At 72.6% G+C, this 24,160-nt stretch carries 24 protein-coding genes; 15 read left to right on the top strand and 9 right to left on the bottom strand.

Features of this window, described 5'->3' with window-relative positions; translation table 11 throughout:
* Positions 1–39: 39 nt before the first annotated feature.
* From hisD to priA, 7 genes are read left to right on the top strand one after another with little or no spacing between them, the layout of a single operon-like run.
* Positions 40–1,347 carry a histidinol dehydrogenase gene (hisD, locus tag BM290_RS05380; RefSeq protein WP_093610587.1) on the top strand — a complete coding sequence of 436 codons (1,308 nt, stop codon included), beginning with the start codon at positions 40–42 and terminating at the stop codon, positions 1,345–1,347.
* Positions 1,344–2,417 carry a histidinol-phosphate transaminase gene (locus BM290_RS05375; protein WP_093610585.1) on the top strand — a complete coding sequence of 358 codons (1,074 nt, stop codon included), beginning with the start codon at positions 1,344–1,346 and terminating at the stop codon, positions 2,415–2,417. Before hisD ends, BM290_RS05375 begins: the two co-directional genes overlap by 4 nt.
* Entirely contained in the window at positions 2,414–3,025 is a 612-nt protein-coding gene (gene hisB / locus BM290_RS05370; RefSeq protein ID WP_093610583.1) for an imidazoleglycerol-phosphate dehydratase HisB, read from the top strand. Before BM290_RS05375 ends, hisB begins: the two co-directional genes overlap by 4 nt.
* Positions 3,022–3,180 (top strand): hypothetical protein, encoded by a 159-nt coding sequence (locus BM290_RS48105; RefSeq protein ID WP_177319585.1) that lies wholly within the window; start codon positions 3,022–3,024, stop codon positions 3,178–3,180. Before hisB ends, BM290_RS48105 begins: the two co-directional genes overlap by 4 nt.
* A complete protein-coding gene (gene hisH, locus BM290_RS05365) occupies positions 3,180–3,797 on the top strand; it encodes an imidazole glycerol phosphate synthase subunit HisH (RefSeq protein WP_093610581.1) in 618 nt (205 codons plus the stop codon). Before BM290_RS48105 ends, hisH begins: the two co-directional genes overlap by 1 nt.
* On the top strand, positions 3,794–4,111 hold the full coding sequence (locus BM290_RS05360) for a hypothetical protein (RefSeq protein WP_093610579.1): 318 nt from the start codon (positions 3,794–3,796) through the stop codon (positions 4,109–4,111). The genes hisH and BM290_RS05360 overlap by 4 nt, the downstream gene beginning before the upstream one ends.
* Positions 4,112–4,132: 21 nt before the next feature.
* Complete coding sequence (gene priA / locus BM290_RS05355; protein WP_093610577.1) at positions 4,133–4,852, top strand: bifunctional 1-(5-phosphoribosyl)-5-((5-phosphoribosylamino)methylideneamino)imidazole-4-carboxamide isomerase/phosphoribosylanthranilate isomerase PriA; 720 nt, start codon at positions 4,133–4,135, stop codon at positions 4,850–4,852.
* On the opposite strand, the gene BM290_RS05350 is transcribed toward priA, so the two are convergent.
* Positions 4,818–5,726: a LysR family transcriptional regulator gene (locus BM290_RS05350; protein WP_143133627.1), complete on the bottom strand. Its 909-nt coding sequence runs from the start codon at positions 5,724–5,726 to the stop codon at positions 4,818–4,820. The two genes, priA and BM290_RS05350, sit on opposite strands and share 35 nt — an antisense overlap.
* A 73-nt stretch (positions 5,727–5,799) precedes the next feature.
* Here BM290_RS05350 and BM290_RS05345 point away from each other — a divergent pair, with 73 nt between their 5' ends.
* Positions 5,800–6,684 carry an EamA family transporter gene (locus BM290_RS05345; protein ID WP_093610575.1) on the top strand — a complete coding sequence of 295 codons (885 nt, stop codon included), beginning with the start codon at positions 5,800–5,802 and terminating at the stop codon, positions 6,682–6,684.
* Positions 6,681–7,442, top strand: a complete 762-nt coding sequence (hisF, locus tag BM290_RS05340) for an imidazole glycerol phosphate synthase subunit HisF (RefSeq protein ID WP_093610573.1) — start codon at positions 6,681–6,683, stop codon at positions 7,440–7,442. Before BM290_RS05345 ends, hisF begins: the two co-directional genes overlap by 4 nt.
* Here hisF and BM290_RS05335 read toward each other — a convergent pair.
* Together BM290_RS05335 and yczE are read right to left on the bottom strand one after the other, a co-directional pair.
* Positions 7,439–7,867, bottom strand: coding sequence for a hypothetical protein (locus BM290_RS05335; RefSeq protein ID WP_093610571.1), 429 nt, complete (start codon positions 7,865–7,867; stop codon positions 7,439–7,441). The two genes, hisF and BM290_RS05335, sit on opposite strands and share 4 nt — an antisense overlap.
* Before the next feature lie 25 nt (positions 7,868–7,892).
* Positions 7,893–8,516, bottom strand: a complete 624-nt coding sequence (gene yczE / locus BM290_RS05330) for a membrane protein YczE (protein ID WP_093610569.1) — start codon at positions 8,514–8,516, stop codon at positions 7,893–7,895.
* Positions 8,517–8,575: 59 nt separating this feature from the next.
* Here yczE and yczR point away from each other — a divergent pair, with 59 nt between their 5' ends.
* On the top strand, positions 8,576–10,030 hold the full coding sequence (yczR, locus tag BM290_RS05325) for a MocR-like transcription factor YczR (protein WP_093610567.1): 1,455 nt from the start codon (positions 8,576–8,578) through the stop codon (positions 10,028–10,030).
* Here the strand turns inward: yczR and BM290_RS47090 are convergent.
* Together BM290_RS47090 and BM290_RS05320 are read right to left on the bottom strand one after the other, a co-directional pair.
* Positions 10,027–10,515 (bottom strand): hypothetical protein, encoded by a 489-nt coding sequence (locus tag BM290_RS47090; protein WP_143133626.1) that lies wholly within the window; start codon positions 10,513–10,515, stop codon positions 10,027–10,029. The genes yczR and BM290_RS47090 overlap by 4 nt on opposite strands.
* 532 nt (positions 10,516–11,047) lie before the next feature.
* Positions 11,048–12,871: an AMP-dependent synthetase/ligase gene (locus BM290_RS05320; protein WP_093610565.1), complete on the bottom strand. Its 1,824-nt coding sequence runs from the start codon at positions 12,869–12,871 to the stop codon at positions 11,048–11,050.
* Between the two features lie 130 nt (positions 12,872–13,001).
* On the opposite strand from BM290_RS05320, the gene BM290_RS05315 reads away from it, so the two are divergent.
* On the top strand, positions 13,002–13,877 hold the full coding sequence (locus BM290_RS05315; protein ID WP_093610563.1) for a carbohydrate kinase family protein: 876 nt from the start codon (positions 13,002–13,004) through the stop codon (positions 13,875–13,877).
* Positions 13,868–15,283, top strand: a complete 1,416-nt coding sequence (gene pdxR / locus BM290_RS05310; RefSeq protein ID WP_143133625.1) for a MocR-like pyridoxine biosynthesis transcription factor PdxR — start codon at positions 13,868–13,870, stop codon at positions 15,281–15,283. Before BM290_RS05315 ends, pdxR begins: the two co-directional genes overlap by 10 nt.
* Here the strand turns inward: pdxR and BM290_RS05305 are convergent.
* Together BM290_RS05305 and BM290_RS05300 are read right to left on the bottom strand one after the other, a co-directional pair.
* On the bottom strand, positions 15,169–16,470 hold the full coding sequence (locus tag BM290_RS05305) for an APC family permease (protein WP_093610561.1): 1,302 nt from the start codon (positions 16,468–16,470) through the stop codon (positions 15,169–15,171). The two genes, pdxR and BM290_RS05305, sit on opposite strands and share 115 nt — an antisense overlap.
* A gap of 65 nt (positions 16,471–16,535) precedes the next feature.
* A complete protein-coding gene (locus BM290_RS05300) occupies positions 16,536–17,162 on the bottom strand; it encodes a TIGR03085 family metal-binding protein (RefSeq protein ID WP_093610559.1) in 627 nt (208 codons plus the stop codon).
* Between the two features lie 116 nt (positions 17,163–17,278).
* On the opposite strand from BM290_RS05300, the gene BM290_RS05295 reads away from it, so the two are divergent.
* Positions 17,279–19,042 carry an ABC transporter ATP-binding protein gene (locus BM290_RS05295; RefSeq protein WP_373871030.1) on the top strand — a complete coding sequence of 588 codons (1,764 nt, stop codon included), beginning with the start codon at positions 17,279–17,281 and terminating at the stop codon, positions 19,040–19,042.
* A complete protein-coding gene (locus tag BM290_RS05290) occupies positions 19,039–20,805 on the top strand; it encodes an ABC transporter ATP-binding protein (RefSeq protein WP_093610557.1) in 1,767 nt (588 codons plus the stop codon). Before BM290_RS05295 ends, BM290_RS05290 begins: the two co-directional genes overlap by 4 nt.
* Before the next feature lie 114 nt (positions 20,806–20,919).
* On the opposite strand, the gene rpsD is transcribed toward BM290_RS05290, so the two are convergent.
* Positions 20,920–21,528 (bottom strand): 30S ribosomal protein S4, encoded by a 609-nt coding sequence (gene rpsD, locus BM290_RS05285; protein ID WP_093610555.1) that lies wholly within the window; start codon positions 21,526–21,528, stop codon positions 20,920–20,922.
* Between the two features lie 70 nt (positions 21,529–21,598).
* Here rpsD and BM290_RS05280 point away from each other — a divergent pair, with 70 nt between their 5' ends.
* Positions 21,599–22,336, top strand: a complete 738-nt coding sequence (locus BM290_RS05280; protein WP_093611217.1) for a DUF2470 domain-containing protein — start codon at positions 21,599–21,601, stop codon at positions 22,334–22,336.
* A gap of 124 nt (positions 22,337–22,460) precedes the next feature.
* Here the strand turns inward: BM290_RS05280 and BM290_RS05275 are convergent, their stop codons facing one another.
* Complete coding sequence (locus tag BM290_RS05275; RefSeq protein WP_093610553.1) at positions 22,461–24,074, bottom strand: hypothetical protein; 1,614 nt, start codon at positions 24,072–24,074, stop codon at positions 22,461–22,463.
* Positions 24,075–24,160 lie beyond the last annotated feature (86 nt).

Genomic DNA, 24,160 nt, shown 5'->3' with positions numbered 1-24,160 from the left:
CTGCGGAAACCCGGTCGCGGGGCCGCATAGACTGGCCGGGTGCTGAATCGGATCGACCTGCGCGGCTCCCGCCGGGACCCGCGCGGACTGCTGCCCCGTGCCCAGCTCGACGTCTCCGTGGCCGTCGAGAGTATTCGTCCGGTCGTCGAGGCGGTCCATGAGCATGGCTTCAGCGCGATCCGGGAGGCGACCGAGCGGTTCGACGGCGTCACCCTGGAGCGCCTGCGGGTGCCTGCCGAGGCGATCGCCGCGGCCGAGACGGCGCTCGAGCCCGACGTGCGCGCCGCCCTGCTCGAGGTGATCAAGCGGGCCCGTAAGGTGCACGCCGACCAGCGGCGCACCGACGTGACCACGCAGGTGGTCGACGGTGGCACGGTGACCGAGCGCTGGGTCCCGGTCCGCCGGGTGGGGCTCTACGTGCCGGGCGGCCTGGCCGTCTACCCGTCGACCGTGGTGATGAATGTGGTGCCCGCCCAGGAGGCCGGTGTGGAGGGCCTGGTGGTGGCGTCGCCGCCGCAGGCGTCCAACGGCGGCCTGCCGGATTCGCGGGTGCTGGCCGCGTGTGCGCTGCTCGGGGTGACCGAGGTCTACGCCGTCGGCGGCGCGCAGGCGATCGCGATGCTGGGCTACGGCTCGGACGGGGCCGACGAGAGCGACCGGTGCGAGCCGGTCGACGTGATCACCGGTCCGGGCAACATCTGGGTGACCGCGGCGAAACGGCTGCTGCAGGGCCGGGTCGGGATCGACGCCGAGGCCGGGCCGACCGAGATCGCGATCCTGGCCGACGACACCGCCGACCCGCGGCACGTCGCCGCCGACCTGATCAGCCAGGCCGAGCACGACCCGCTGGCCGCCTCGGTCCTGGTCACCCCGTCGCTGGAGCTGGCCGACGCGGTCGAGGTGGAGCTGGAGAAGCAGGTCGCCGCGACCCGGCACACCGAGCGGGTGCGCACGTCGCTGACCGGCGAGCAGTCCGGTGTGGTGCTGGTCGACGACCTGGAGCAGGGGCTGCGGGTGGTCGATGAGTATGCGGCCGAGCACCTGGAGATCCAGACGCGTGACGCGCGGGAGTGGGCCATGCGGGTCCGCAACGCCGGCGCGATCTTCGTGGGGGCGTGGGCGCCGGTGTCGCTGGGCGACTACGCGGCCGGGTCCAACCACGTGCTGCCGACCGCCGGCTGTGCCCGGCACTCGTCGGGGCTGTCGGTGCAGTCGTTCCTGCGGGGCATCCACGTCGTGGAGTACACCGAGGAGGCGCTGCGGGACGTCGCCGGGCACGTGGTGGCGCTCGCCAACGCCGAGGACCTGCCGGCGCACGGTGACGCGGTGACGGCGAGGTTCTCGTGACGGCCGTCGACGACCTGCCGATCCGTGACGATCTGCGCGGGCAGACGCCGTATGGCGCGCCGCAGCTCGACGTCGCGGTCCGGCTGAACACGAACGAGCACGCCTTCGCGGTCCCGCAACCGGTGATCGAGGAGATGCGCAAGCGCCTCGACGCCGAGCTGGCCGATCTCAACCGCTACCCCGACCGGGACGCGGTGGGCCTGCGCACCGACCTCGCGTCCTACCTCGGTCACGGGCTGGGTTTCGCGAGCGTCTGGGCGGCGAACGGGTCGAACGAGGTGCAGCAGCAGCTGCTCCAGGCGTTCGGCGGCCCGGGGCGTACGGCGCTCGGCTTCGGGCCGTCCTACTCGATGCACCCGCTGCTCGCGGCCGGGACGGGGACCCGCTGGATCGGCGCGCTGCGTGACCCCGACTTCGGGCTGCGGGCCGACGCGGCGGTCGCCGAGATCCACCGGCACGACCCGGATCTGGTGTTCCTCTGCTCGCCGAACAATCCCACCGGCACGGCGCTCGACCCCGCGGTGATCGACGCGGTCCTCGGGGCGGCGCGCGGCATGGTGCTGGTCGACGAGGCCTATTTCGAGTACGCCCGGACCGGCACCCGCAGCGCCATCGAGCTGCTGACCGGCCACCCGCGTCTGGTGGTGACCCGGACGATGAGCAAGGCGTTCGGGTTCGCCGGTGGGCGGCTGGGCTACTTCGCGGCCGATCCGGCGGTGGTCGACGCGGTTCAGCTGGTGCGCCTGCCGTACCACCTGTCGGCGTTGACCCAGGCCGCCGCCCGGGCCGCCGTGTCGCAGAGCGCGGCGCTGCTGGCCACGGTCGAGAAGATCAAGGTGCAGCGGGACCGGATCGTCTCGGTGCTGCGCGACCGCGGGGTGCGGGTCGCCGACAGCGACGCCAACTTCGTGCTCTTCGCGACCGGTGACGATCAGAGGGCCGCCTGGCAGGCGTTCCTCGACCGGGGCGTCCTCATTCGCGATGTCGGCCTGACCGGCTGGCTGCGGGTCACCGCCGGCACCGAATCCGAGACCACCGCTTTCCTGAACGCCGCCGAGGAGATTCTGTGAGCCGGGTAGGGCGCATCGACCGCGTCACCAACGAGACCAAGGTGCTCGTCGAGATCGACCTCGACGGGACCGGCAAGGGCGACCTGCACACCGGGGTCGGCTTCTACGATCACATGCTCAACCAGCTGGCCAAGCACGGCGGGTTCGACCTCACCGTGCGCACCGAGGGCGACCTGGAGATCGACTCGCACCACACCATCGAGGACACCGCGATCGCGCTCGGCGAGGCCTTCGCGCAGGCGCTCGGCGACAAGCGGGGCATCCGGCGGTACGGGTCGGCGACGATCCCGATGGACGAGGTGCTGGTCCGGGCGGCCGTGGACCTGTCCGGCCGGGCGTATGTGGTGCACGACGAGCCGCTGCTCGTGCCGTACATCGGGCCGGTCTACGCGACGAGCATGACCCGGCACATCTTCGAGGCGTTCGGCCACGCGGCGAAGGTGACGCTGCACGTGGACGTGCTGCGCGCGGCCCGTCCCGGCGGCCACCCGGACGCGCACCACGTGGTGGAGGCCCAGTTCAAGGCGTTCTCCCGGGCGCTGCGTGAGGCCGTCGAGATCGACCCGCGCAACGCCGGCGCGCTGCCGTCGACCAAGGGGGTGCTGTGATCTCCCTGGTGCTGTTCGCGCTGGCCGGCATCCTGGTCGGCGGGGTGGTGCAGCTGGTCAGATCGGATGCGACGAGGTTCAGTGTCGGGCTCACCGCGGTTCTCGCCCTGCTGGCGGCCGCGGGCGGGTTCGCCTGGTGGCCGGGGGAGGCCTGATGGCCACGAGTGTCGTCATCCTCGACTACGGCTCGGGAAACCTGCGGTCGGCGGAGCGGGCTGTCGCCCGTACCGGGGTGGACGTGACGGTGACCAGCGATCTGGCGGCGGCCGCTGCGGCGGACGGGCTCGTGGTGCCCGGCGTCGGGGCGTATGCGGCGTGCATGGCCGGGATCGAGGCGCTGCGGGCCGGCCCCGTGATCGCGGAGCGGGTCGCGTCCGGCAAACCGGTGCTCGGCATCTGTGTGGGCATGCAGATCCTGTTCGAGTCGGGGGTGGAGCACGGCGTGGAGACCAAGGGTCTCGGCCTGCTGCCCGGCTCGGTCACGAAACTGTCGGCCGAGCGGATCCCGCACATGGGGTGGAACACGGTGGACGTGCCCGCCGGGTCACGGCTTCTCGCCGGGCTCGACGCGGAGGCCCGGTTCTACTTCGTCCACTCGTACGCCGCCCAGGATCTTGATCTTCTGAAGGGCGCCGTGGTGACCACCGCCTCGCACGATCAGCCGTTCGCCGCGGTGGTCGAGGCCGGCGCCCTGAGCGCCGCCCAGTTCCACCCGGAGAAGTCGGCGGACTCCGGTTACCGGCTGCTCGGCAACTGGGTCGCGACCCTGTGAGCAAGGAGCGCGCGAGACGGCGGGCCGAGCGGCTCGCCGTTCTCGAACGGGAGAAGGCTGTCCGGGCCCGCCGGACCGTGCGCCGGGAGCGCCGTCGTGCCTTTCTTCGTGGCCTGAAGCCGCGTTTCGGCCGGGACGGCCGGCTCTACCACCGCAGCCGGCGGCAGCGGATCGGCATCGTGGTCGTCACGCTGCTGGCCGTCGTCGCGGTCTGGACGCTGATTCCGGACCTGGCGCTACGCATCATCCTCACCGCCATGCTCGTTCTGGCTGTGCCGGCCCTCGTCGTCGTGGTGCTCGGCCGCCGTGCCTGACAGTCTTCTAGGGAGAAACGCGTGACCCTCCAACTGCTGCCCGCCGTCGACGTCGCCGACGGCCAGGCCGTCCGCCTGGTGCAGGGCGCCGCCGGTTCGGAAACCGCCTACGGCGACCCGCTCGAGGCGGCGCTGGCCTGGCAGAACGACGGCGCCGAGTGGATCCACCTGGTCGACCTGGACGCCGCGTTCGGCAAGGGTTCCAACGCCGATCTGCTCGCCGAGGTGGTGCGCCGCCTCGATGTGAAGGTCGAGCTGTCCGGCGGCATCCGCGACGACGAGTCGCTGACCCGGGCGCTGGCCACCGGCGCCCAGCGGGTCAACATCGGCACCGCCGCGCTGGAGGACCCGGAGTGGTGCGACCGGATCTGCGGGGAGTACGGCGACCGCGTCGCGATCGGTCTCGACGTGCGTGGCCGGACCCTGTCGGCGCGCGGCTGGACCCGTGACGGCGGCGACCTGTACGAGGTGCTGGCCCGGCTCGACAAGGCGGGCGCGTCCCGTTACGTCGTCACCGACATCACCAAGGACGGCACCATGCGCGGGCCGAACCTGGACCTGCTGCGCGAGGTGTGCGCGGCCACCGACAAGCCGATCATCGCGAGCGGCGGCGTCTCCACCCTCGACGACCTGCGTGCCCTGGCGACGCTGGAGCCGGTCGGGGTGGAGGGGGTCATCGCGGGCAAGGCGCTCTATGCGGGCGCCTTCACCGTACGAGAAGCGCTTGCCGTTCTTGGTTGATCCTCCACGCCTCACGTAGGGCCTGTTCGGCGGCCCGGATCGCGGGCCGGGCCGCCGCCGAGTCACGCCAGGCGAGCACCACCCGGCGGGTGGGCGCCGGAGTTATCCGGACGGCTCGCGTGCCGGGTGGCAGCGCCGCGCGCGCCAGCCGGGGGATGAGCCCCACGCCGAGGCCGGCCGCGATCAGGGTCAGTTGCGTCTCGAACTCGCCGACCTGAAAGTCCGGGATCACGCCGGGGAGGCTGCGGATGAGGTACTCGTAGCAGACGTCGCCGGCCCGGACGCCGATCCAGCGCTCGTGCCGGGCGTCCTCCAGTGTCGCCTCCCCGGCCAGCCGATGATCACTGGGCACGATCAGGTCGGCGTGATCGTCTCCGAGGGTGACCTTGCGGACACCGTCGGGGTATCGCAGCGCCACCTCCGGCCAGTCGTCGAGGACGGCCAGGTCGACGTGGCCGCGGCGGAGCATCTCCACACCCTCGTGCGGGTTGACCTCGATCACACTGATGCCCAGGCCGGGGTGGTCGGTGGTGAGGGTGCGCAGCGCGTGCGGCAGCAGGGCCCGGCACGCGGTCGCGAAGGTGGAGATCGTGAGCCGTCCGGTGACCGTGTCGCGGTGTGCGGCGAGGGCCGCCTCCGCTTCGTCGAGGCTGGTGAGCACCCGCTCCGCGTGATCGGCGAGGAGTTGCCCGGCCTCGGTGAGCCGCAGCCGCCGCCCGTCCTTCTCGACGAGGGCGGAGCCGGTCTCCCGCTCCAGCTTGCTGATCTGCTGCGAGACGGCGGAGGGTGTGCAGCGCAGCGCCTGACCGGCGGCCAGGACCGTGCCGTAACTCGCCACCGCGTGCAGCGCCCGGAGCCTGCCCAGGTCAATCATGTAGCGATGCTACATCCTGGATGTAGGTTATTTTGCTGGTGCTTAACAGTCCGGCCGGGCGAGGCTGGACCGCATGAGAGCTCGTGACCTGGCTCTGGCGGTCGCCGTGGCGGCCGTCTGGGGTTTCAACTTCGTCGTCATCCACGTCGGGCTGGACGCCTTCCCGCCGCTGCTCTTCTCGGCTCTCCGGTTCGCGCTCGCCGCCTTCCCCGCCCTGCTCCTCGTCGGCCGCCCCCAGGTGCCGTGGCGCTGGGTGATCGCGGTCGCGCTGATCCTCGCCGTCACCAAGTTCAGCCTGCTCTTCATCGGGATGGCGGCGGGTATGCCGGCCGGCCTCAGCTCCCTCGTCCTGCAGAGTCAGGCGGTCTTCACGATGCTCTTCGCGGTGCTGCTGCTGCGCGAGCGGCCACGGCCGGTGCAGGTGGCCGGGCTGGCCGTCGCGGTCGCCGGTGTCGTGCTCGTGGCCGCCCGTACCACCGCCCCGCTGCCCGCCTTCCTGCTGGTCGTCGGCGCCGCCGCGGCCTGGGGACTGTCCAACGTCGCCACCCGCAAGGCGTCCCCACCGGACACGCTGCGCTTCATGGTCTGGGTCAGCGCCGTGGCCACCGGCCCGCTCGTGCTGCTCACCCTGATCGTCGACGGCCCGGCCGCCGACCTGGCCGCGCTGCGCGCGATCGACACCCCGGCGGTGCTGTCCCTGCTCTACATCGCGCTGATCTCCACCCTCGCCGGCTTCGCCGCCTGGGGATTCCTTCTCCGGAGGTACGGCGCGGCGACCGTCGCGCCGTTCTCGATGCTCGTCCCGTTCTTCGGCATCGCGTCGGCCGCCCTGTTCCTCGGCGAGCCGGTGCACCCGATCGAGGTGGCCGGCGGTGTCCTGGTGGTCGGCGGCGTGCTTCTGGGATTGGTCAGGGCCCGGCCGGTCGTCACGAAAGAACTCGCTAGGGTGGGGGCATGACGGTCGCGGTGCGTGTGATCCCCTGCCTGGACGTGGACGCCGGCCGGGTGGTCAAGGGCGTCAACTTCGTCGACCTGCGCGACGCCGGCGACCCGGTCGAGCTGGCCGCCGCCTACGACGCGGCCGGGGCCGACGAGCTCACCTTCCTCGACGTGACCGCCTCCTCCGACGATCGCGGCACCATGCTCGATGTGGTCCGCCGCACCGCGGAGACGGTGTTCATCCCGCTCACCGTCGGCGGTGGCGTCCGCTCCCCGGAAAATGTGGACGTGCTGCTGCGCGCCGGCGCCGACAAGGTGGGCGTCAACACGGCGGCGATCGCCCGTCCCGAGCTGATCCGCGAGATCGCCGAGCGGTTCGGCAACCAGGTCCTGGTGCTGTCGCTCGACGTGCGGCGGTCCTCGGAGCAGCCGAGTGGCTGGGAGGTCACCACCCACGGCGGCCGGCGCAGCGCCGGGCTCGACGCGATCGAGTGGGCGGCGCGCGTCGCCGAGCTGGGCGCCGGGGAGATCCTGCTCAACTCGATGGATGCCGACGGGACCAAGGCCGGTTTCGATCTCGACCTGATCCGGGCGGTGCGGGCCGTCGTCGACATCCCGGTGATCGCCAGCGGCGGCGCGGGAGCGGTCGAGCACTTCGCGCCGGCCGTCGACGCCGGGGCGGACGCGGTGCTCGCGGCCAGTGTCTTCCACTTCGGTGACCTCACCATCGGCGAGGTCAAGGAGAGCCTGCGCGAGGCCGGCAACCCGGTGCGCTAACGGCCGTCGGCCAGCCGCAAGCTGTATTCACGGACGGCGGCGTGGTAGGTCCGCTCGTCCAGCGACCACTCGGCGTCGCCCGGCACGGCCAGCCGGTTGAGCTGGGCCTGCAGGGTCATCACCGCCGAGGACAGGCCACTGAACGGGCGGGTCCGCCAGAGCTGCTCACCCGCCGGGGCGACCTGGATCAGATCGTCCTCCACGGTGATCAGCCCGGCCCCGGCCAGCCGGCGCACCGACTCCTCGAGCTCGGCCCGCTCCGGCACGCTGTGGTGCAGGAAGTCGGCCGCCGCCAGCACGTCGGCCAGGGTCGCGCCGGTCACCGGCAGCGCGGCGTGCAGTGCCCGGTCGCGCTCCAGGCGCTCGGCGATGACCGCGGAGACGAAGATCCATGCGTCGTTCCAGTTCCAGCCACCGGCCCCCATGCCGCAATGATGCCGTGCGGTGGCGTCACCGGGAAGCGAATGTGTCCGGAAGATCACTGCGGGCCGACACCGGCACCGTCAGCGGCGGGAGGAACAGCTGCACCAGAGGGCCGATGGCCAGCGCATAGGCGATCGTGCCGACGCCGACCGTGCCGCCGAGCAGGAAACCGGCGCCGAGCACGGTCAGCTCGATGCCGGTCCGGATCACCCGCAGCGGCACCCTCGGGAACCGCGCGGCCAGACCGGTCATCAACCCGTCCCGCGGGCCGGGGCCCATCCGGCTGCCGATGTAGAGACCGGAGGCGAACCCGTTCAGCAGGATCCCGCCGACCAGATAACCCACCCGCGCCGGCATGGCGGTGCCGGCCGGCAGCACCGCCAGCGCCGCGTCCGCGGCGAAACCCACCACGAGCAGATTGGCCACCGTTCCCAGGCCCGGTCGCTGTCGCAGCGGGATCCAGAGCAGCAGCACGGGTACGCCGACCAGCAGCACGATCCAGCCGAAACTGACTCCCGTCACCTCGGAGAGCCCCTGGTGGAAGACGTCCCAGGGGTTGAGACCGAGACCGGATTCGACCATCAGAGCCATGCTGACGCCGTAGAGGACGAGCCCCGCGAAGAGCTGAGGGACGCGACGATACAGGTTCATGACAGCCACTCTTGATGCCAATCAGCCAATGCTAAAGTGCCAATTCATCGGAGGTGGCTATGACGACGTCGGTTCGTGGAGACCAATTGGCCCGCCTGCTCGGCCGGTGGCACGCCCTGCCCGGCCGTCGGCGCAGCCCCGACTATGCGGCCCTCGCCGGCGCCGTCCGCGGCCTGCTCTCCGACGGCCGGCTCGCCCTCGGCGTCCGCCTCCCCGCCGAGCGCGAGCTCGCCGAAGCCCTCACCATCAGCCGTACCACCGTGTCCGCCGCCTACCGTGCCCTGCGCGAGACCGGCCACCTGGCCAGCCGCCGCGGCGCCGGCAGCTGGACCACCCTGCCCCACGGGCACCGGGTCGCCTCGTCCGGCCTGTGGACCCCCGACGACGACCTCGACATGATCGACCTCGGCTGCGCCGCCTCCGCCGCACCCGTCGATCTCGTCCCCGCCGCCCGCGCCGCCGCCGACGACCTGCCGCGATACCTCGGCAGCGCCGGATACCACCCGACCGGCCTGCCCGAGCTGCGCGCCGCCGTCGCCGACGCGTACACCGCCCGCGGCGTGCCCACCTCCGCCGAGCAGATCCTCATCACCAGCGGCACCCAGCAGGCCCTCGACCTGGTGCTGCGACTCTCCGTCCCGGTCGGCGCGCCGGTCCTCGTCGAGACGCCGACCTACCCCAACGCGCTCGCCGCGCTCGCCGCACGCCGCGCCCGGATCAGCACCCACGGCCTCGACATCGAGGACGGGTGGGACGGCGAGATGCTCCTCGGCGCGCTGCGCCAGATCAAACCCCGCATGACGTACGTGATACCCGAGTTCCACAACCCGACCGGCCATCTCATGCCCACCGAACTGCGCGAACGTCTCGTGGCCACGGCCCACTCCACCGGCGCCGACCTGATCGTCGACGAGTCCTTCGTGGACCTGCCCCTCGACGACACGGCCATGCCGCCACCCGTCGCCGTCTTCGACCGGCACTCCCGGGTCACGTCGATCGGCGGGATGAGCAAGGCGTACTGGGGCGGCCTCCGCATCGGCTGGGTCCGCGCCTCCGCGCCGCTCGTGCAACGGCTCGCCGCCATCCGCGTCGGCGTCGACATGGCCAGCCCCGTCCTCGAACAGCTCGTCGCCGTCCACCTGCTCCGCAACGCCGACGAGATCGTCGCCGCCCGCCGGGCCCAGCTGCGGTTCCGCCGCGACACCCTGGTCACCACGCTGCGGGAGCAGCTCCCCGAGTGGCGTTTCGTCGTGCCCCGCGGCGGGGTCACCCTCTGGGCCGAGCTGGACGGGCCCATCTCCAGCGCCCTGTCCCGCGCCGCCGAGGACGTCGGCGTGCGGCTCGCGCCCGGCCCCCGCTTCGGCCTCGACGGCACCCTCGAACGGTTCCTCCGCCTGCCGTTCACCCTGCCCGCCGACGACCTGGCCGAGGCGGTCCGCCGCATCGCCTCCGTCCGCCACGACCTCGACCACGCCGCCCGCCCGACGTGGCGCACCCCGGTGGTCATCACTTAGCCACTCTTCGCGGTCGACGTCACTGTCCTCCGCCGGCGAGCTGGTGGATTTCCGGTGAGCCACGCGGTCGAGCCCGAGAACCCGGAGAGGCAGAAACGATCGTCCGGCGGCACGGTCCGCACCCGCGTCGCCCGATCGTCCGGCGGCGCGTGACGGCTGCCTTCGCGCGTCGTCCGATTGCCCGGCGGCGCGTGATGGCTGCGTTCGCGCGTCGTCCGATCGTCCGGCGGCGCGTGATGGCTGCGTTCGCGCGTCGTCCGATCGTCCGGCGGCGCGTGATGGCTGCGTTCGCGCGTCGTCCGATCGTCCGGCGGCGCGTGATGGCTGCGTTCGCGCGTCGTCCGATCGTCCGGCGGCGCGTGATGGCTGCGTTCGCGCGTCGTCCGATCGTCCGGCGGCGCGTGATGGCTGCGTTCGCGCGTCGTCCGATCGTCCGGCGGCGCGTGACGGCTGCCTTCGCGCGTCGCCCGACCATCCAGCGGCACGGTATGGCTGCTTCCGGGTGTCGACTCGTTGTGTAGCGGCACGTGGCGGCTGCTTCCGGGCCGTTTTGGCGTTGCTGGCGTGCCGCTCGAGCTGCGGGAAGCCACTGTGGCATTCCTGCGGTACCGCCGAGGCCGCAGCAGCGCTGATGGTGATCTCCTCGCGACAGCGACCCGGGACGGGCGACCGGCCAGCCTTCGGGGACCGCAATGCCGTAGCTCTGCTGGGTCGACGGTGTGCTGCCGGGAAGACGCGAACTCCGGGAACCTCCGGGAGTGAGGTCTCCGGCCGGCCAAGCGCAATCTCGTGCGCTGCGGGCGGCGAAACCGCACGTCGGCGCTGATGGGGCCGGGCGTCGGGAAGCGCGCGGGACCGCCTGGCGCGTGAGGCGCGGTGTGTGCGGGAGGCAACACCTGCGTCGCGGCGTGGGTGGGGAGGTGTGGTTCGGCGGGGGAGGGCCCACGGCGTACCACAACGGGGTTGAAAAAGGCCGGCGGACCGTGAGAGGGCCGCCGGCCTGGAGTGGATCGGGTGTCAGATCTGGGCGAGGCTGCCCGCATACATGGTGTCGATCTGGGCGGCGAAGTTGGTTTCGACGCTGCGGCGCTTGATCTTCATGGACGGGGTGACCTCGCCGGCCTCGATGCTGAGGTCGCGCGGGAGGATCGCGAACTTCTTGATCGTCTCCCAGCGGTTCAGTTTCGCGTTGAGTTCGGCGATGTAGCCCTCGACCAGCGCGTGCGTCTCCGGCGCGGCGACGATCTCGGCGTAGCTCTTGCCGGCCAGCGGGCCCGAGGACGCCCACGTGGTGATCGCGTCCTCGTCGAGGGCGATCAGCATGGTGACGAAGTTGCGGTTCTGGCCGATGACGACCGCCTGCGAGGTGTACGGGCAGACCGCCTTGAACGAGCCCTCGATCGCCGACGGGGCGATGAACTTGCCGCCCGAGGTCTTGACCAGGTCCTTCTTGCGGTCGGTGATCTTCAGATACCCGTCGGCGTCGAGTTCGCCGATGTCGCCGGTGCGCAGGAAGCCGTCCTCGGTGAACGCCTCAGCGGTGGCCTCCGGCAGGTTGTGGTAGCCGCGCATCACCGGGGCGCCGCGCATCAGCACCTCGCCGTCGGTGTCGATGCGGACCTCGAGGTCGCCGAGCGGCTGGCCGACCGTGCCGATCCGCAGCTTGCCGTTGCGGTTGACGAAGTTGGCGGCACAGGCCTCGGTCATGCCGTAGCCCTCGAGGATCGGCAGGTTCGCCGCGGCGAAGAACTCGGAGATGTCCCGGCTGAGCGCCGCCGAGCCGCTGACCAGCACCTTGATGTTGCCGCCCAGCCTGGCCTGCAGCTTGGAGAAGACCAGCTTCTCGGCGATCGAGTACTGGAACGCGAGACCCGCCGGGACCGGCTTGCCCGCCTGCTGGAAAGCCACCCGCTTCTTGCCGGTCGCGACCGCCCAGCTGAAGATCTTCGGCTTCAGGCCGGTGCCGCCCAGGCCGCTGGTGACGGTCTTGTTGTAGACCTTCTCGTAGATGCGCGGCGGGGCACACATCAGGCTCGGCCGGATCACCGCGAGCAGGTCGATCAGCTTGTCGACCCGGCCGTCGACGTAGGTCGGCACGCCCACGTGCAGGATGCCGCAGAGCAGCGTCTTGCCGAACGCGTGCGACATCGGCAGCCACAGGTAGTGCAGGTCGGTCGGCGAGAAGAGGCCGAGGTCCTCCTGGGCGACGCCCTCCCACGTCCAGCCGCGGTGCAGCAGCTCGACGCCCTTGGGCCGGCCGGTGGTGCCGGAGGTGTAGATGAGGGTGGCCACATTGTCCGGCCCGAGCTGGGCCACCACGTCGTCGATCAGGCTCGGCTCACGGGTGAGGGCCTCGGCGCCGAGCTGCTCCAGCTCGGCCAGGGTGATCTGCGGCGGCGTGGCGCCGGCGTCGGCGGGGCCGTCGATCAGCACCACCTTCGTCACCGCGGTCGTCGCGCCGGAGATCTTCAGGGCCTGCTTCGCATTCTCCGCGACCAGGATCTTCGACCCGGAGTCGGACACGATGAACGACGTGTCCTCCGGCTCGGTGGTCGGGTAGACGGTGGTGGCGGCCGCGCCGGCGACGTTGATGCCGAGGTCGACCAGGATCCACTCGAGCCGGGTGTTGGACAGGATCGCCACCCGGTCCTCCAGGCCGACGCCCAGCTCACGCAGGCCGGCGCCGATCGCCCGGGTGCGCTCGCCGACCTGCCGCCAGGTCAGCCACGCCGGCCCGCTGTCGTCCGCGTTGGGCCCGGCCAGGGCCTTCGCGTCCGGTGTCTTGGCCACGCGCTGGAAGAGCATGTCGGGGATGGACCGGTAGGGAACCTCGAGAGCCATTCGAGCGCCGCCTTCAACCATTCACGGGGGGTACGTAACGTAAGTGTTACCGCAGAGTAATGCGCGGGCGGCAACACGGCTAGAGTCCGGATCAACCCCATCCTAGTCAGGTGGCATTAGGTTGTCCGGCATGACTTTTCTGGTGGTCGGCGGCACGGGTGTCGACACGGTGGTGCCGGTGGCGGGCCTCCCGGTGCTCGGCGCCGACTCGGCCCGTCCCCGGGGCCCGATCGAGGACCACGTCTCGCACACCGGCACCTGCGTGGCGCTCGGCCTGCACGCGCTCGGTGAGCGGGTCTCGGTGATCGACACGGTCGGTGACGACGAGCTGGGTGGCCGGGTGCGGGCGGCGTTCGCCCGATGGGGGATCGGCCTGCGTGCCGCGCCCGCCCCGGCCGGCACCCGCCGGGCGGTCAACCTGATGAGCCCGGACGGGCGGCGGCTCTCCCTGTACGACGGGCGCGACGTCCCCGGGTACCGGCTCCCCGAGGAGTACTACAGCCCGCTGCCCGCCGGGGTCCGGCACGTCCACGTGACGATCGTGGACTGGGCCCGGCACCTGATCCCGGCGCTGCGGGCGGCCGGCGTGACCGTCTCCACCGACCTGCACGACTGGGACGGCGACAACCCGCACCACCTCGACTTCGCCCTCGGCGCCGACCTGGTCTTCGTCAGCGGCGTCCAGCTCGCCGACGGGGCGCCCGCACGCATCCTCGCCGAGGGTGTGGCGTCCCGGGTGGTCGTCACCCGTGGTGGCGCGGGCGCCGACCTGCACACCCGGGACGGGGTGACGCACCGGGACGCGGCCGACCCGGGCGCGCCGGTCGTCGACACCAACGGGGCCGGGGACGCGTTCGCCGCGGCGTTCCTCAGCGCCTGGGCGGCCGGGGCGGACGACGACGCCTGCCTCGGCCGTGGGGTGATCGCCGGGGCGTACGCGTGCACCGCCCCGGTCGGCGCGGGAGCGTTCATCGGCCGCGCCGAGCTCGACACCCGGTGGAGCTGAGTCTCGACGGGCGTCCCGGTGGCCGGACCGCCGCCGTCTACCGGGCGCTGCGTGCCGCCATCCTGGACGGGCGCGCCCCGGCCGGGCACCGGCTGCCGTCCACCCGGGTGCTCGCCGCCGACCTGGGAGTCTCCCGGGGCAGCGTCGCCGGCGCCTACGAGCGGCTGACCGCCGAGGGGTTCCTGACCGCGCGGGTCGGCGCCGGCACGTTCGTCACCGCCGGCGCGCCCCGGCCGGCGGTGACCCGGCGCGCCGCCGCCGGCCCGCTGCGACCGCATCCCGGCTGGTCGCTGACCCCGCTGCCGACCAGCGGCGAGGAGCCGCCGCCCCGGTACGACTTCCGCACCGGGATCCCGGACGCCCGGCTGTTCCCGTTCGACACGTGGCGCCGCCTGGTCGCCGCCGAGCTGCGGCTGGGCGCCAACGGGCCGGGAACCTACGCCGAGCCGTCCGGCCATCCGGCGCTGCGCGAGGCGATCGCGCGCTATCTGGGGTACGCCCGGTCGGTGCACGCCACCGCCGGCGACGTCGTGGTCACCAACGGCGCGCAGCACGCCCTCGACCTGATCGCCCGGGTGCTGCTGCGCCCCGGTGACGTGGCCGCCGTCGAGGACCCCGGATACCCGCCGGCCCGCCGGCTGTTCACCGCCCTGGGCGTACGCGTGGCCGGCGTGCCCGTGGACGACGAGGGCCTGGTCGTGTCGGCGCTGCCGGACCGGGCCCGGCTGGTCTACGTGACCCCGTCGCACCAGTTCCCGCTGGGCCGGGTGATGAGCCTGGCCCGCCGCCGGGAGCTGCTGGAATGGGCCGGGAAGCGGTCGGTGGCGATCGTCGAGGACGACTACGACAGCGAGTTCCGCTTCTCGGCGCGCCCGCTGGAGCCGCTCTGCACGCTCGACCGGAGCGGCCGGGTGCTCTACGTGGGCACCTTCTCCAAGAGCATGATGCCCGCCATGCGGACCGGGTTCGTGCTGGCGCCGCCCGGTCTGCGGCCCGCCGTCGTGGCCGCGCGGCAGATCGGCGACGCCCACGGGCAGACGGCTGTGCAGGCGGCGCTGGCCCGGTTCATCGACGAGGGGCTGTTCGCCCGGCACGTGCGGCGGGCCGGTCGCGCGTACCAGGACCGGCACGCCCGGGTCACCGCGGGACTGGCCCGGATCCCGGCGCTCGACGTCATCCCTACCGCCGCGGGACTGCACGTCACCGCGCTGCTGCGGCCCCCGGGCCGGGACAGCGCGGCGATCCTGGCGGCGGCCCGCCGGCGCGGGCTCGCCCTGGAGGACCTGGCCGCCTACTCCGGCGGGCCGGACGAGCTGAGACAGGCCGGGCTGGTCGTCGGGTTCGGCGCGGCCGAGCCGGCGCTGATCGACGAGGGTCTGGACCTGCTCGGCCGGCTGATCGCCTGATAGGCCAGCGAGCCGCCGGCGATGACCAGGCTCAGCAGGGCGGGCAGCCCGTTCAGCCAGAGCAGCCCGAGCACCGCCACGAACGCGGTCCCGGCGACGATCCGCGGCCACACGCCGGTCAGCAGCCGCAGCGCCGCCGCCGTGCCGATCACGTAGACCAGGGTGAAGCAGCCGGTCGTCAGCAGGGCGGCGGTGTGCAGGTCCAGCGGCAGCAGCACACACCCGATCCCGGCCACGAAGATGAAGGTCAGCGAGCGCCGCTGCGCGCCGAACACCCGGGCCGGCAGCGCGCCCTCCTTCGCCAGCGCCACCCCGAGCCGGCTCGACCCGGCGAAGTAGGCGTTCACCGCGCCGAGCGTCAGCACCACGGCGATCACCGCGGTCAGCGCCCGCACCGGGCCGCCCAGCCCGATGGCGAGCAGATCGGCCAGCGGCGCCCGGCTGCCGGCCAGCGCCGGGCCCAGCGCGAGCACGCTGACCGCAGCCACGGCCAGGTAGAGCACACCGACGACGGCGACCGCGACGAGCGTGGCCCGGGGCACGTCACGGCGCGGGTTCCGATACTCCCCGGACAGCGACGACAGCGCCTCCCAGCCGGCGAAACCCCAGACCAGCAGGGCGGCGGCGGCGCCGATCCCGGACCAGCCGTGCGGGGCGAACGGGGTGAGGTGATCGAGGTTCAGGTGCGGCAGCGCGGCCAGCACGGTCACCACCAGCATGGTCGCCAGCGAGAGCGAGAGGACCACCTGGACCCGGCCGGAGATGCGCAGACCGAACCAGTTCATGACGTACGCCGTACCGACGATCACCAGGAACGTGGCGAACTCGGTGCCCCGGCCGCCACCGAGGACGTCGGAGACGTACCCGCCGGTGAACGCCACCGCCACCGGTGAGCCGAGCGGGACCGCGAAGTAGAAGGTCCACCCGACCGCCGCCGCCACCCGCGGGCCGAACGCCATGCCCGCATAGGTGGAGACCCCGCCGGCGTCCGGATAGCGGGCGCCCAGGGCCGCGAACGTCCAGGCCAGCGGGGCGGAGAGCGCGATCAGGGCGAGCCAGGCCACCAGGGACGCCGGCCCGGCCGCGTCGGCGGCGAGCGCGGGCAGGGAGATCAGCCCGGTGCCCAGGACGGCGCCGACGGAGAGCGCGGCGCCCTGGGTGACGGACAGGTCGGTACGAGCGGTCATGGCACGAACCTACGGGCGCATTGGCGTGGAGATCGAGCCAATTCCGGGCTGTCCGGACGGTCCAATCAGACGCCGAGGCGTGCGGTGCGCAGACGCTCGGCGATCTCCGGAGCGCCGTCGATGGCGACCCGTGCGGCCCGCTGCCGGCCGAAGAAGAAGACCGCCAGCTCACCCGCGTCGCCGGTGATCCGGGCCACCGGATCGTCGCCGACCCGGATCGGCGGGAACCCGGTCGCCTCGACCTCGGCGCTGATCCGCAGCCGGGCCAGCGAACCCCGGACGATCAGCTTGAGATTGCGGTACAGGGTGGTCTCCAGGCCGCGGTCCAGCGTGCGCGGCTCCCACTGACCGTCGCCGCGGCGCACGTCCTCGTGATGGATGAACATCTCCATCGTGTTCGTCAGCGGCTCGACGAGCGGATTGCTGATCGGGCTCCAGACCGGCGGGTTGCGCACCTGGCCGATCAACTCCTGGTACGGCAGCGCCGCCCGGGCCAGCCGGATCCGCTCCCCACGCCCGGCGAGCGGCTTGATCAGGAGGCCGAGAGCCGAGTCGGGCCGCCGGTCCCGGACCACGAGGTGCGCGGCCAGATCCCGGGTCGTCCACCCCTCGCAGAGCGTCGGAGCGTCCGGCCCGGTGCCGGCCAGCAGGTCGGCGAGCTGCTCCCGCTCACTGCGGGCGTAGTTGGTCATGGATCGATCGTAGGCCGCGGTGTAATCGTGGCCACAATGTAAACGGGTGCGCAGTGGGCAAGGATGGACCGGTAAGGTCGGACGTGCCGACGAATGCTTACCAGTCAGGTAGGAATGTGACCAGCGGGACCGGCGATGACGTGCTGGTGCGGGGACTGCGAGTGCTGGGCCGGGCGATCCGGACGGAGCCACGTCTCTTCACGATCAGCGCGATCGGCAGCAGTTTCTTCGGCTTTCTGATCATTGCGAACTCGTACATCGTCGGCGCGGTGATCGGCCGGGTCGTGGTCCCGGCCTTCGCGCAGCGGCGGGTGAGCACCGGCGGCCTCGCGCTGACCGTGGCGGTCCTGCTCGGCGTGAGCGTGCTGCGGGTGGCGAGCATCTGGGCGCGCCGGCTGGGGGCCGGGTTCATGCAGTTCCGGCTGCAGGCGCGGTATCGGCGTGCGGTGACCCGGCGCTACCTGTCGCTGCCGCCGGAGTGGCATCAGCGGCACGCCACCGGCTCACTGCTCTCCAACGCCAGCTCGGATGTGGAGGCGGCGTTCGCGCCGATCGCGCCGCTGCCGTTCGCGGTCGGCACGATCGTGATGATCGCCGGGGCGCTGGCCGCGCTCTTCCTCACCGACTGGGTGCTGGCCCTGGTCGGGGTGGCGCTGTTCCCGGCGCTGTTCGCGCTCAACTACTTCTACTCCCGGCGGATGGCCCCGCGGCAGATCCACGCCCAGCGGATGCGGGCCAAGGTCGCCGCGGTGGCGCACGAGAGCTTCGACGGCGCGCTGGTGGTCAAGACGATGGGCCGGGAGGCCGACGAGTCGCGCCGGTTCGGGGTGTTCGTCACCGAGCTGCGGGACGCGCTGATCGCGGTGGGCCGGCTGCGCGGCGTCTTCGACCCGCTGATGGAGAGCCTGCCGAGCGTCGGCACCCTGGCGGTGCTGCTGATCGGCACCTGGCGGCTGCAGTCCGGCGCGATCACCGTGACCGAGGTGATCAGTGTCGCGTTCCTGTTCACCGTGCTGGCGTTCCCGGTGCGGGCGATCGGCTGGGTGGTCGGCGAGCTGCCGCGCAGCGTCGCCGGCTGGGAGCGGGTGCAGGCGGTGCTCGCGGCCGAGGGCGATCTGACGTACGGCGAGGGCGCCCTGCCCGGCGCCGGCCCGGCCGAGCTGCGGTTCGACCGGGTCGACTACCGGTATGCCGACGGCCCGCCGGTGCTCTCCGACGTGACCTTCAGCGTTCCGGCCGGCACCACGGTGGCACTGGTCGGCGCGACCGGCGCGGGCAAGTCGACGATCGCCGCGCTGGCCATGCGGCTGGTCGACCCGGAGTCCGGCGCGGTGTCCCTCGACGGGGTGAAACTGCCGGACCTGTCGGCGCCCGCGCTGGCCGAGGCGACCGGCCTGGTCCCGCAGATCCCGTTCGTCTTCGACGACACGGTGCGCGGCAACGTCGCGCTGGACCGGCCGGGGATCGACGACGACGCGGTACGCGCCGCGCTGCGCCTGGCCCAGGCGGACACCTTCGTGTCGGCGCTGCCGGACGGGCTGGACACCGCGGTCGGCGAGCGGGGCACGTCGCTGTCCGGCGGGCAGCGGCAGCGGCTCACCCTCGCCCGGGCGCTGGCCGGCCGGCCACGGCTGCTGGTGCTGGACGACGCGACCAGCGCGGTGGACCCCCGGGTGGAGGCGGCGATCCTCGGCGCGCTGCGCGAGTCGGGCACGTCGCTGCTGGTGGTGGCGTACCGGCGGGCCAGCATCGCGCTCGCCGACCAGGTCGTCTACCTGCACCAGGGGCGGGTGGTGGCGACCGGCACGCACGCCGAGCTGATGGAGTCCCAGCCGGGTTACCGGGAGCTGGTCACCGCGTACGAGAAGGAAGACAAGTGAGCGAAGTCGACGCGGGCACGCTGGTGACCATCCGGCGGGGGCTGTCGCTGTCGCCGGAGCTGCGGACCGGGCTGGCCGGGACGATCGGCCTGGCGATCCTGCAGATGTCCGGCCGGGTGGCCGTGCCGATCGCCGTGCAGCAGGGCATCGACCACGGCATCAACGGCCCGGCCGGCCCGGACCCGGGCGTGGTGCTCGTGGTGGTGGCGCTGACCCTGGCCGCCCTGACGATCTCCACGCTCTGCGGGTATCTGATGACCCGGCGGCTGTTCACGGTGAGCGAGACAGCGCTGGGCGGCCTGCGGTCGCGGACCTTCCGGCACATCCACGACCTGTCGATGCTGCACCAGCAGTCCGAGCGGCGCGGGTCGATGGTGTCCCGGGTGACCGGCGACGTGGACCAGATCTCCCAGTTCCTGCAGACCGGCGGCATCCAGCTGCTGCTCGCCGGCGGTCAGCTGATCGTCTCCACGGTGGTGATGTTCGCCTACTCGTGGCAGCTCACGATCGTGGTGCTGCTCTCCTTCGGCCCGGCGATCGGGGTGATCCGGTTCTTCCAGAAGCGGCTGGCGGGCGCCTATCGCGCGGTTCGTGAGCGCAGCGGTGTGATGCTCGGCACCGTGGCCGAGTCGGTGGTGGGCGCCACGGTGATCCGCGCGTTCGGGGTGTCCGGGCGGACCTCCCGTCGTCTGGATGCGGCCGTCGACGACCTGAGGGTGGCCCAGCAGCGGGCCATGCGTACCAGCGTGATGAGCTTCTCCAGCGGTGAGCTCAGCGCCGGCCTGGCCCTCTCCGGGGTGGTGGTGGTCGGTGTCCTGCTCGGTGTGGACGGTGACCTCACGGTCGGGCGGCTCACCGCGTTCCTGTTCCTGGTGACCCTCTTCATCCAGCCGGTGCAGATCGCCACCGAGCAGCTCAACGAGGCGCAGAACGCGGTGGCCGGCTGGCGGCGCATCCTGGACGTGCTGGACGTCGACCCGGACGTGGCCGACCCCGATGACGAGGGCGTGGAGCTGCCGCCCGGCCCGCTGTCGGTGCGCTTCGACGACGTGTCGTTCCGCTATCCGGGTGGCCCGATCGTGCTCTCCGATGTTGATCTCACGCTCGACGCGCGCCGCAAGTACGCGGTGGTGGGGGAGACCGGCAGCGGCAAGACCACGTTCGCGAAGCTGCTCACGCGCCTGATGGACCCGGCCGAGGGCACGGTCCTGCTGTCCGGGACGCCGCTCACCACGGTGCGCTTCTCGTCGCTGCGGTCGCGCGTGGTGATGGTGCCGCAGGACGGGTTCCTCTTCGACGCGACGGTCGCCGAGAACATCCGCTTCGCCGAGCCGTCGCTCACCGACGAGCAGCTGCGGGACGCCTTCACCGAACTGGGGCTCGGCGACTGGCTCGCCGGCCTGCCGGCCGGGCTGGAGACGGCGGTGGGCGAGCGGGGCGAGTCGCTCAGCGTGGGCGAGCGGCAGTTGGTGGCTCTGGTACGCGCGTACGTCGCCGACCCGGATCTGCTCGTCCTCGACGAGGCGACGAGCGCTGTCGACCCGGCCACCGAGGTGCGTCTGCAGTACGCGCTGGACCTGGTGACCCGCGGCCGGACCACGGTGGCGATCGCGCACCGGCTGTCCACGGCGGAGTCCGCGGACGAGGTGATCGTGGTGGATGCGGGCCGCGTCGTGCAACGCGGCCCGCACGCCCGGCTCGTCACCGAGACGGGATCGATCTACGCCAAGCTCTACGCCAGCTGGTTGGAGCAGACACGCTGACCAGCTTCTGACCGGCCGGGGCCGGTGAGATGTGCGCGTCGCTCGCGGCGGCCGTACGGTGCCGTGACCGCTGCGAGCGACCCGCCATCTCAGCGATTCAGGAGCCTGCCCGGATCAGCGGGCGTAGTACTCGACGACCAGCTGCTCGTCGCAGAGCACCGGGACCTCGGAGCGCTGCGGGACACGGATCACCGTGGTGCGCAGCTCCTCGAGGACGGTCGACAGATACGGCGCGGTCGGCCCGTCGATGTGCGCGCCGGTCGCCGCGATCTGGAACGGCGGCTTCTGCCGGCTCGTCTCCTTGACCTCGATGACCTGACCCGGCTTGAGCTTGTAGCCGGGACGGTCCACCTTCTTGCCGTCCACGGTGAAGTGACCGTGCACGACGAGCTGGCGGGCCTGGTAGATGGTGCGGGTGAAGCCGGCCCGGAACACGGTGGCGTCGAGGCGGCGCTCGAGCAGCGTGACCATGGCCTCGCCGGTCTTGCCCTCAGCCTTGTGCGCGGCGTCGTAGGCGGCCCGCATCTGGACCTCGCTGATGTTGTACTGGTGACGCAGCCGCTGCTTCTCCAGCAGCCGGACCTGGTAGTCCGAGGCCTTGCGACGGCCACGGCCGTGCACGCCCGGCGGGAACGGCCGGCGCTCGAAGTACTTGACGCACTTACGCGTCAGCGGGATGCCGAGGGCGCGCGAAAGCTTCGCCTTGGGTCGAGAGTTGTTCAACTGCGATCTCCTGTTACGGTTAGCCTTGCCTAACTTAGGTAAGCCTAACCGGTGCCCGGAGGTGCTCGTCATGCAACCCAGTCCCGCCGAGATCGCGCGCACGCTCGCCGCCGGTCACCTGCCCGCCGTCGCCCACATCGCCTGCCGCCCCGGACCCGCCCCGGTCCGGCACGTGACCGACGCTCAGGGACGCGTGCTGCTTCTCGTGCCCAGCGAGGGTACTCTCGCCGGGGCGCTCCGCCCACAGGACGGCAACGACGACACCGCGCTCGTCCTGGACATCCGCGACGTGCCCCCGATGGCGTCCTCGCCGTCCCTGGGGCGGATCTGGGTCTCCGGCTGGGCGGTGAAACTCGACGGCGACGACGCCAGGGCCGCCGCGCTGGACTACGCCGACACCGACGCCTGCGGCGACCTGCTCGACATCGGCGAGAGTCAGGCCCTCTACCGGATGGAGGTCGCCGAGGTCCGCTGGGAGCGCAACGACAAGCTCGTCGAGATCGACCCGGACGACTACGCCGAGGCCACCCCCGACCCGCTGCGTGCCGTCGAGTTCGACCTGATCGCCGACCTCGCCGACCACCACATGAGCGAGATGAGCGACTACGTGCGCCGTCAGCTCGGCGCCGAGGCCCGCCCGGGCGACGAGCCCAAGGTGGTCCGGATGGACCGCTACGGCTTCGTGGTGCGGATGGGCGGCCGCAGCGCCCGCCTGGCCTTCCCCCGCCCGGTCACCGACCGGCACGATCTGGCGCACCTGCTGCACCCGATCCTCTGCCGGCGCTGCTGCAACAGCGGCGCCGCCTAGAACGAGGCGGGATCGGCGCGGCGACCTTCTGCCGCCGTCATGCCGCGCCGATCCCGTCTTCGAGCCCTGCCACCCGGTGCCGCGGGTGGCAGGGCTCACATCTTTTCACCTCTGGGGCGAAACCTCAGAGCGACAGGATCCGGTCCAGGAACTCGCGGTAGCCGCGCATCGCCATCCGCATGCTCTCGGTGTCCGGGGTGTCGGTGCCGCGCAGCGGGTCCAGCTCGTCCCGCTCCGCCAGCAGCACCTCGGTCAGCTCGTTCACCGCGTCGGTGAGCAGGTCGTGCGCCCGGGTCAGCGCGGTGACCGGGTCGTCGACGAACTCCGCCTTCACCTCGTGCCACGCCGCCCGGAAGTGACGGGCCGCGTCCTCGTCCCAGATGGTGCGGCCGATCAGCGGCTCCTCGCCGGACTGGTCGGCCGAGGCCGGCTCCTCGGCGGGCGCCGCGCGGCGGCCGGACCGGCGGGCCGGCTCGGCGTCCTCCAGGCTGGCCGACCGGCGGGGCGACGGGACCTCCTCGGCGGCCTCCTCGCGGGCCCGGCGGGCGGGTGGCGCGGGCGGGAACGTCAGGAAGTCCGACGGCGGTGTGACCGTGCCGGCCGGCGGGGCAGCCGGAGTGACCGACGCCACACCGAAGGCCTCGGCCGGGCGGCCCAGGCTGAAACCGGTCGGCGCGAAACCATACCCGCCCTCGGCCGGCGTGAGACCGGTGTCGCCCAGATCGATCGTCAGGTCCGGCGGCGTGCGCGTGGCCGGGATCTGCACCGGGGCCGACGCCACGGCCGGGGCCGCGGGCGCCTCCGGGGCCGGCGAGACCGGGGCGGGCGCCGCCGGGTCGGCCGGCTCCGGGGCGGCCTGCTCCGGCGCCTGGCCGGGGAGGCCGGACACCGGCTGCAGTGACCCGGCCGGGTGGTCGGGGGTGAAATCAGCGACCGTGTAGGGATTCGGCGCATACGCCGGCGACACCGGGGCGCCCGGGACCGACGGGATCGGCTGGGTCAGGCCGGGCACCGAGGCCCAGCCGGCGGCCGCGCGCGGCGGGTCGGCCGGAGCCTGCCCCGCCGGCTCCTCGGCCGGATCCCCCGAGGCGTCCGGGACGGCCTCGCCGGTCTGCGCGTAACCGGGCGCGCCTGCCCGTCCGTTCATGTCCTCACGTCCGTTCTCGTCGCTGGTTCCCGCCACCTCGGCGGCCTCCTGGCCGGCGTCCGGCGGAGTCTGATCCGCAAGCTCGTCCGGTGCGGCGCCGGCCGACTCCTCGTCGTCCGGCCCGGCGCCGATCCGAGCCTCGCCGTCCGCAGCCGCGGCAGCGGGCTCCGGATCGTCGCCGAAGGGCGGCCGCCCGGCACGCCCGCCGAGACGGAAGCCACTCTCCGGCGCACCGGACTTTACGTCCTGCAGCGGCTCCGCCTCGTCCTCCGGAGGTACTGAGTGATCAGGATCGCCGTGCCGTTCCGGATCGGCCGGGACGGCCTCCGGAAGATGACGCTGCTCCTCCCGGCCCACCCGGTTCAGGCCGAACGGATCGGCCGCCCCACTCGGATGGCGGGCGGCCGAGGCGATCGGGGCCAGCGGCGGGATCGGCCTGCTGCGGAAGGTGCCGAGCGGCGATCCGCTCAGCAGATCGGCCGGGGTCTCCAGCGGCTCGTCGACCACCGGCTCCGGCTCGGGACGGACCTGCCAGAAGCGGGCCAGGCCGGGCGAGGGCCGTGCGTTGTCGGGGCTGGACGTCGGCTCCATCTCGGTTCACCACTCCCGTTGCGAGTCCGAGCCCGCCGGGATGCCAGGATCCGCACGTCGTCGTCGTACGGCACACGCCGGCGGCG

Source organism: Actinoplanes philippinensis, assembly GCF_900113015.1.
Classification (GTDB): domain Bacteria; phylum Actinomycetota; class Actinomycetes; order Mycobacteriales; family Micromonosporaceae; genus Actinoplanes; species Actinoplanes philippinensis.
This window is presented reverse-complemented; position numbering and strand designations above follow the sequence as displayed.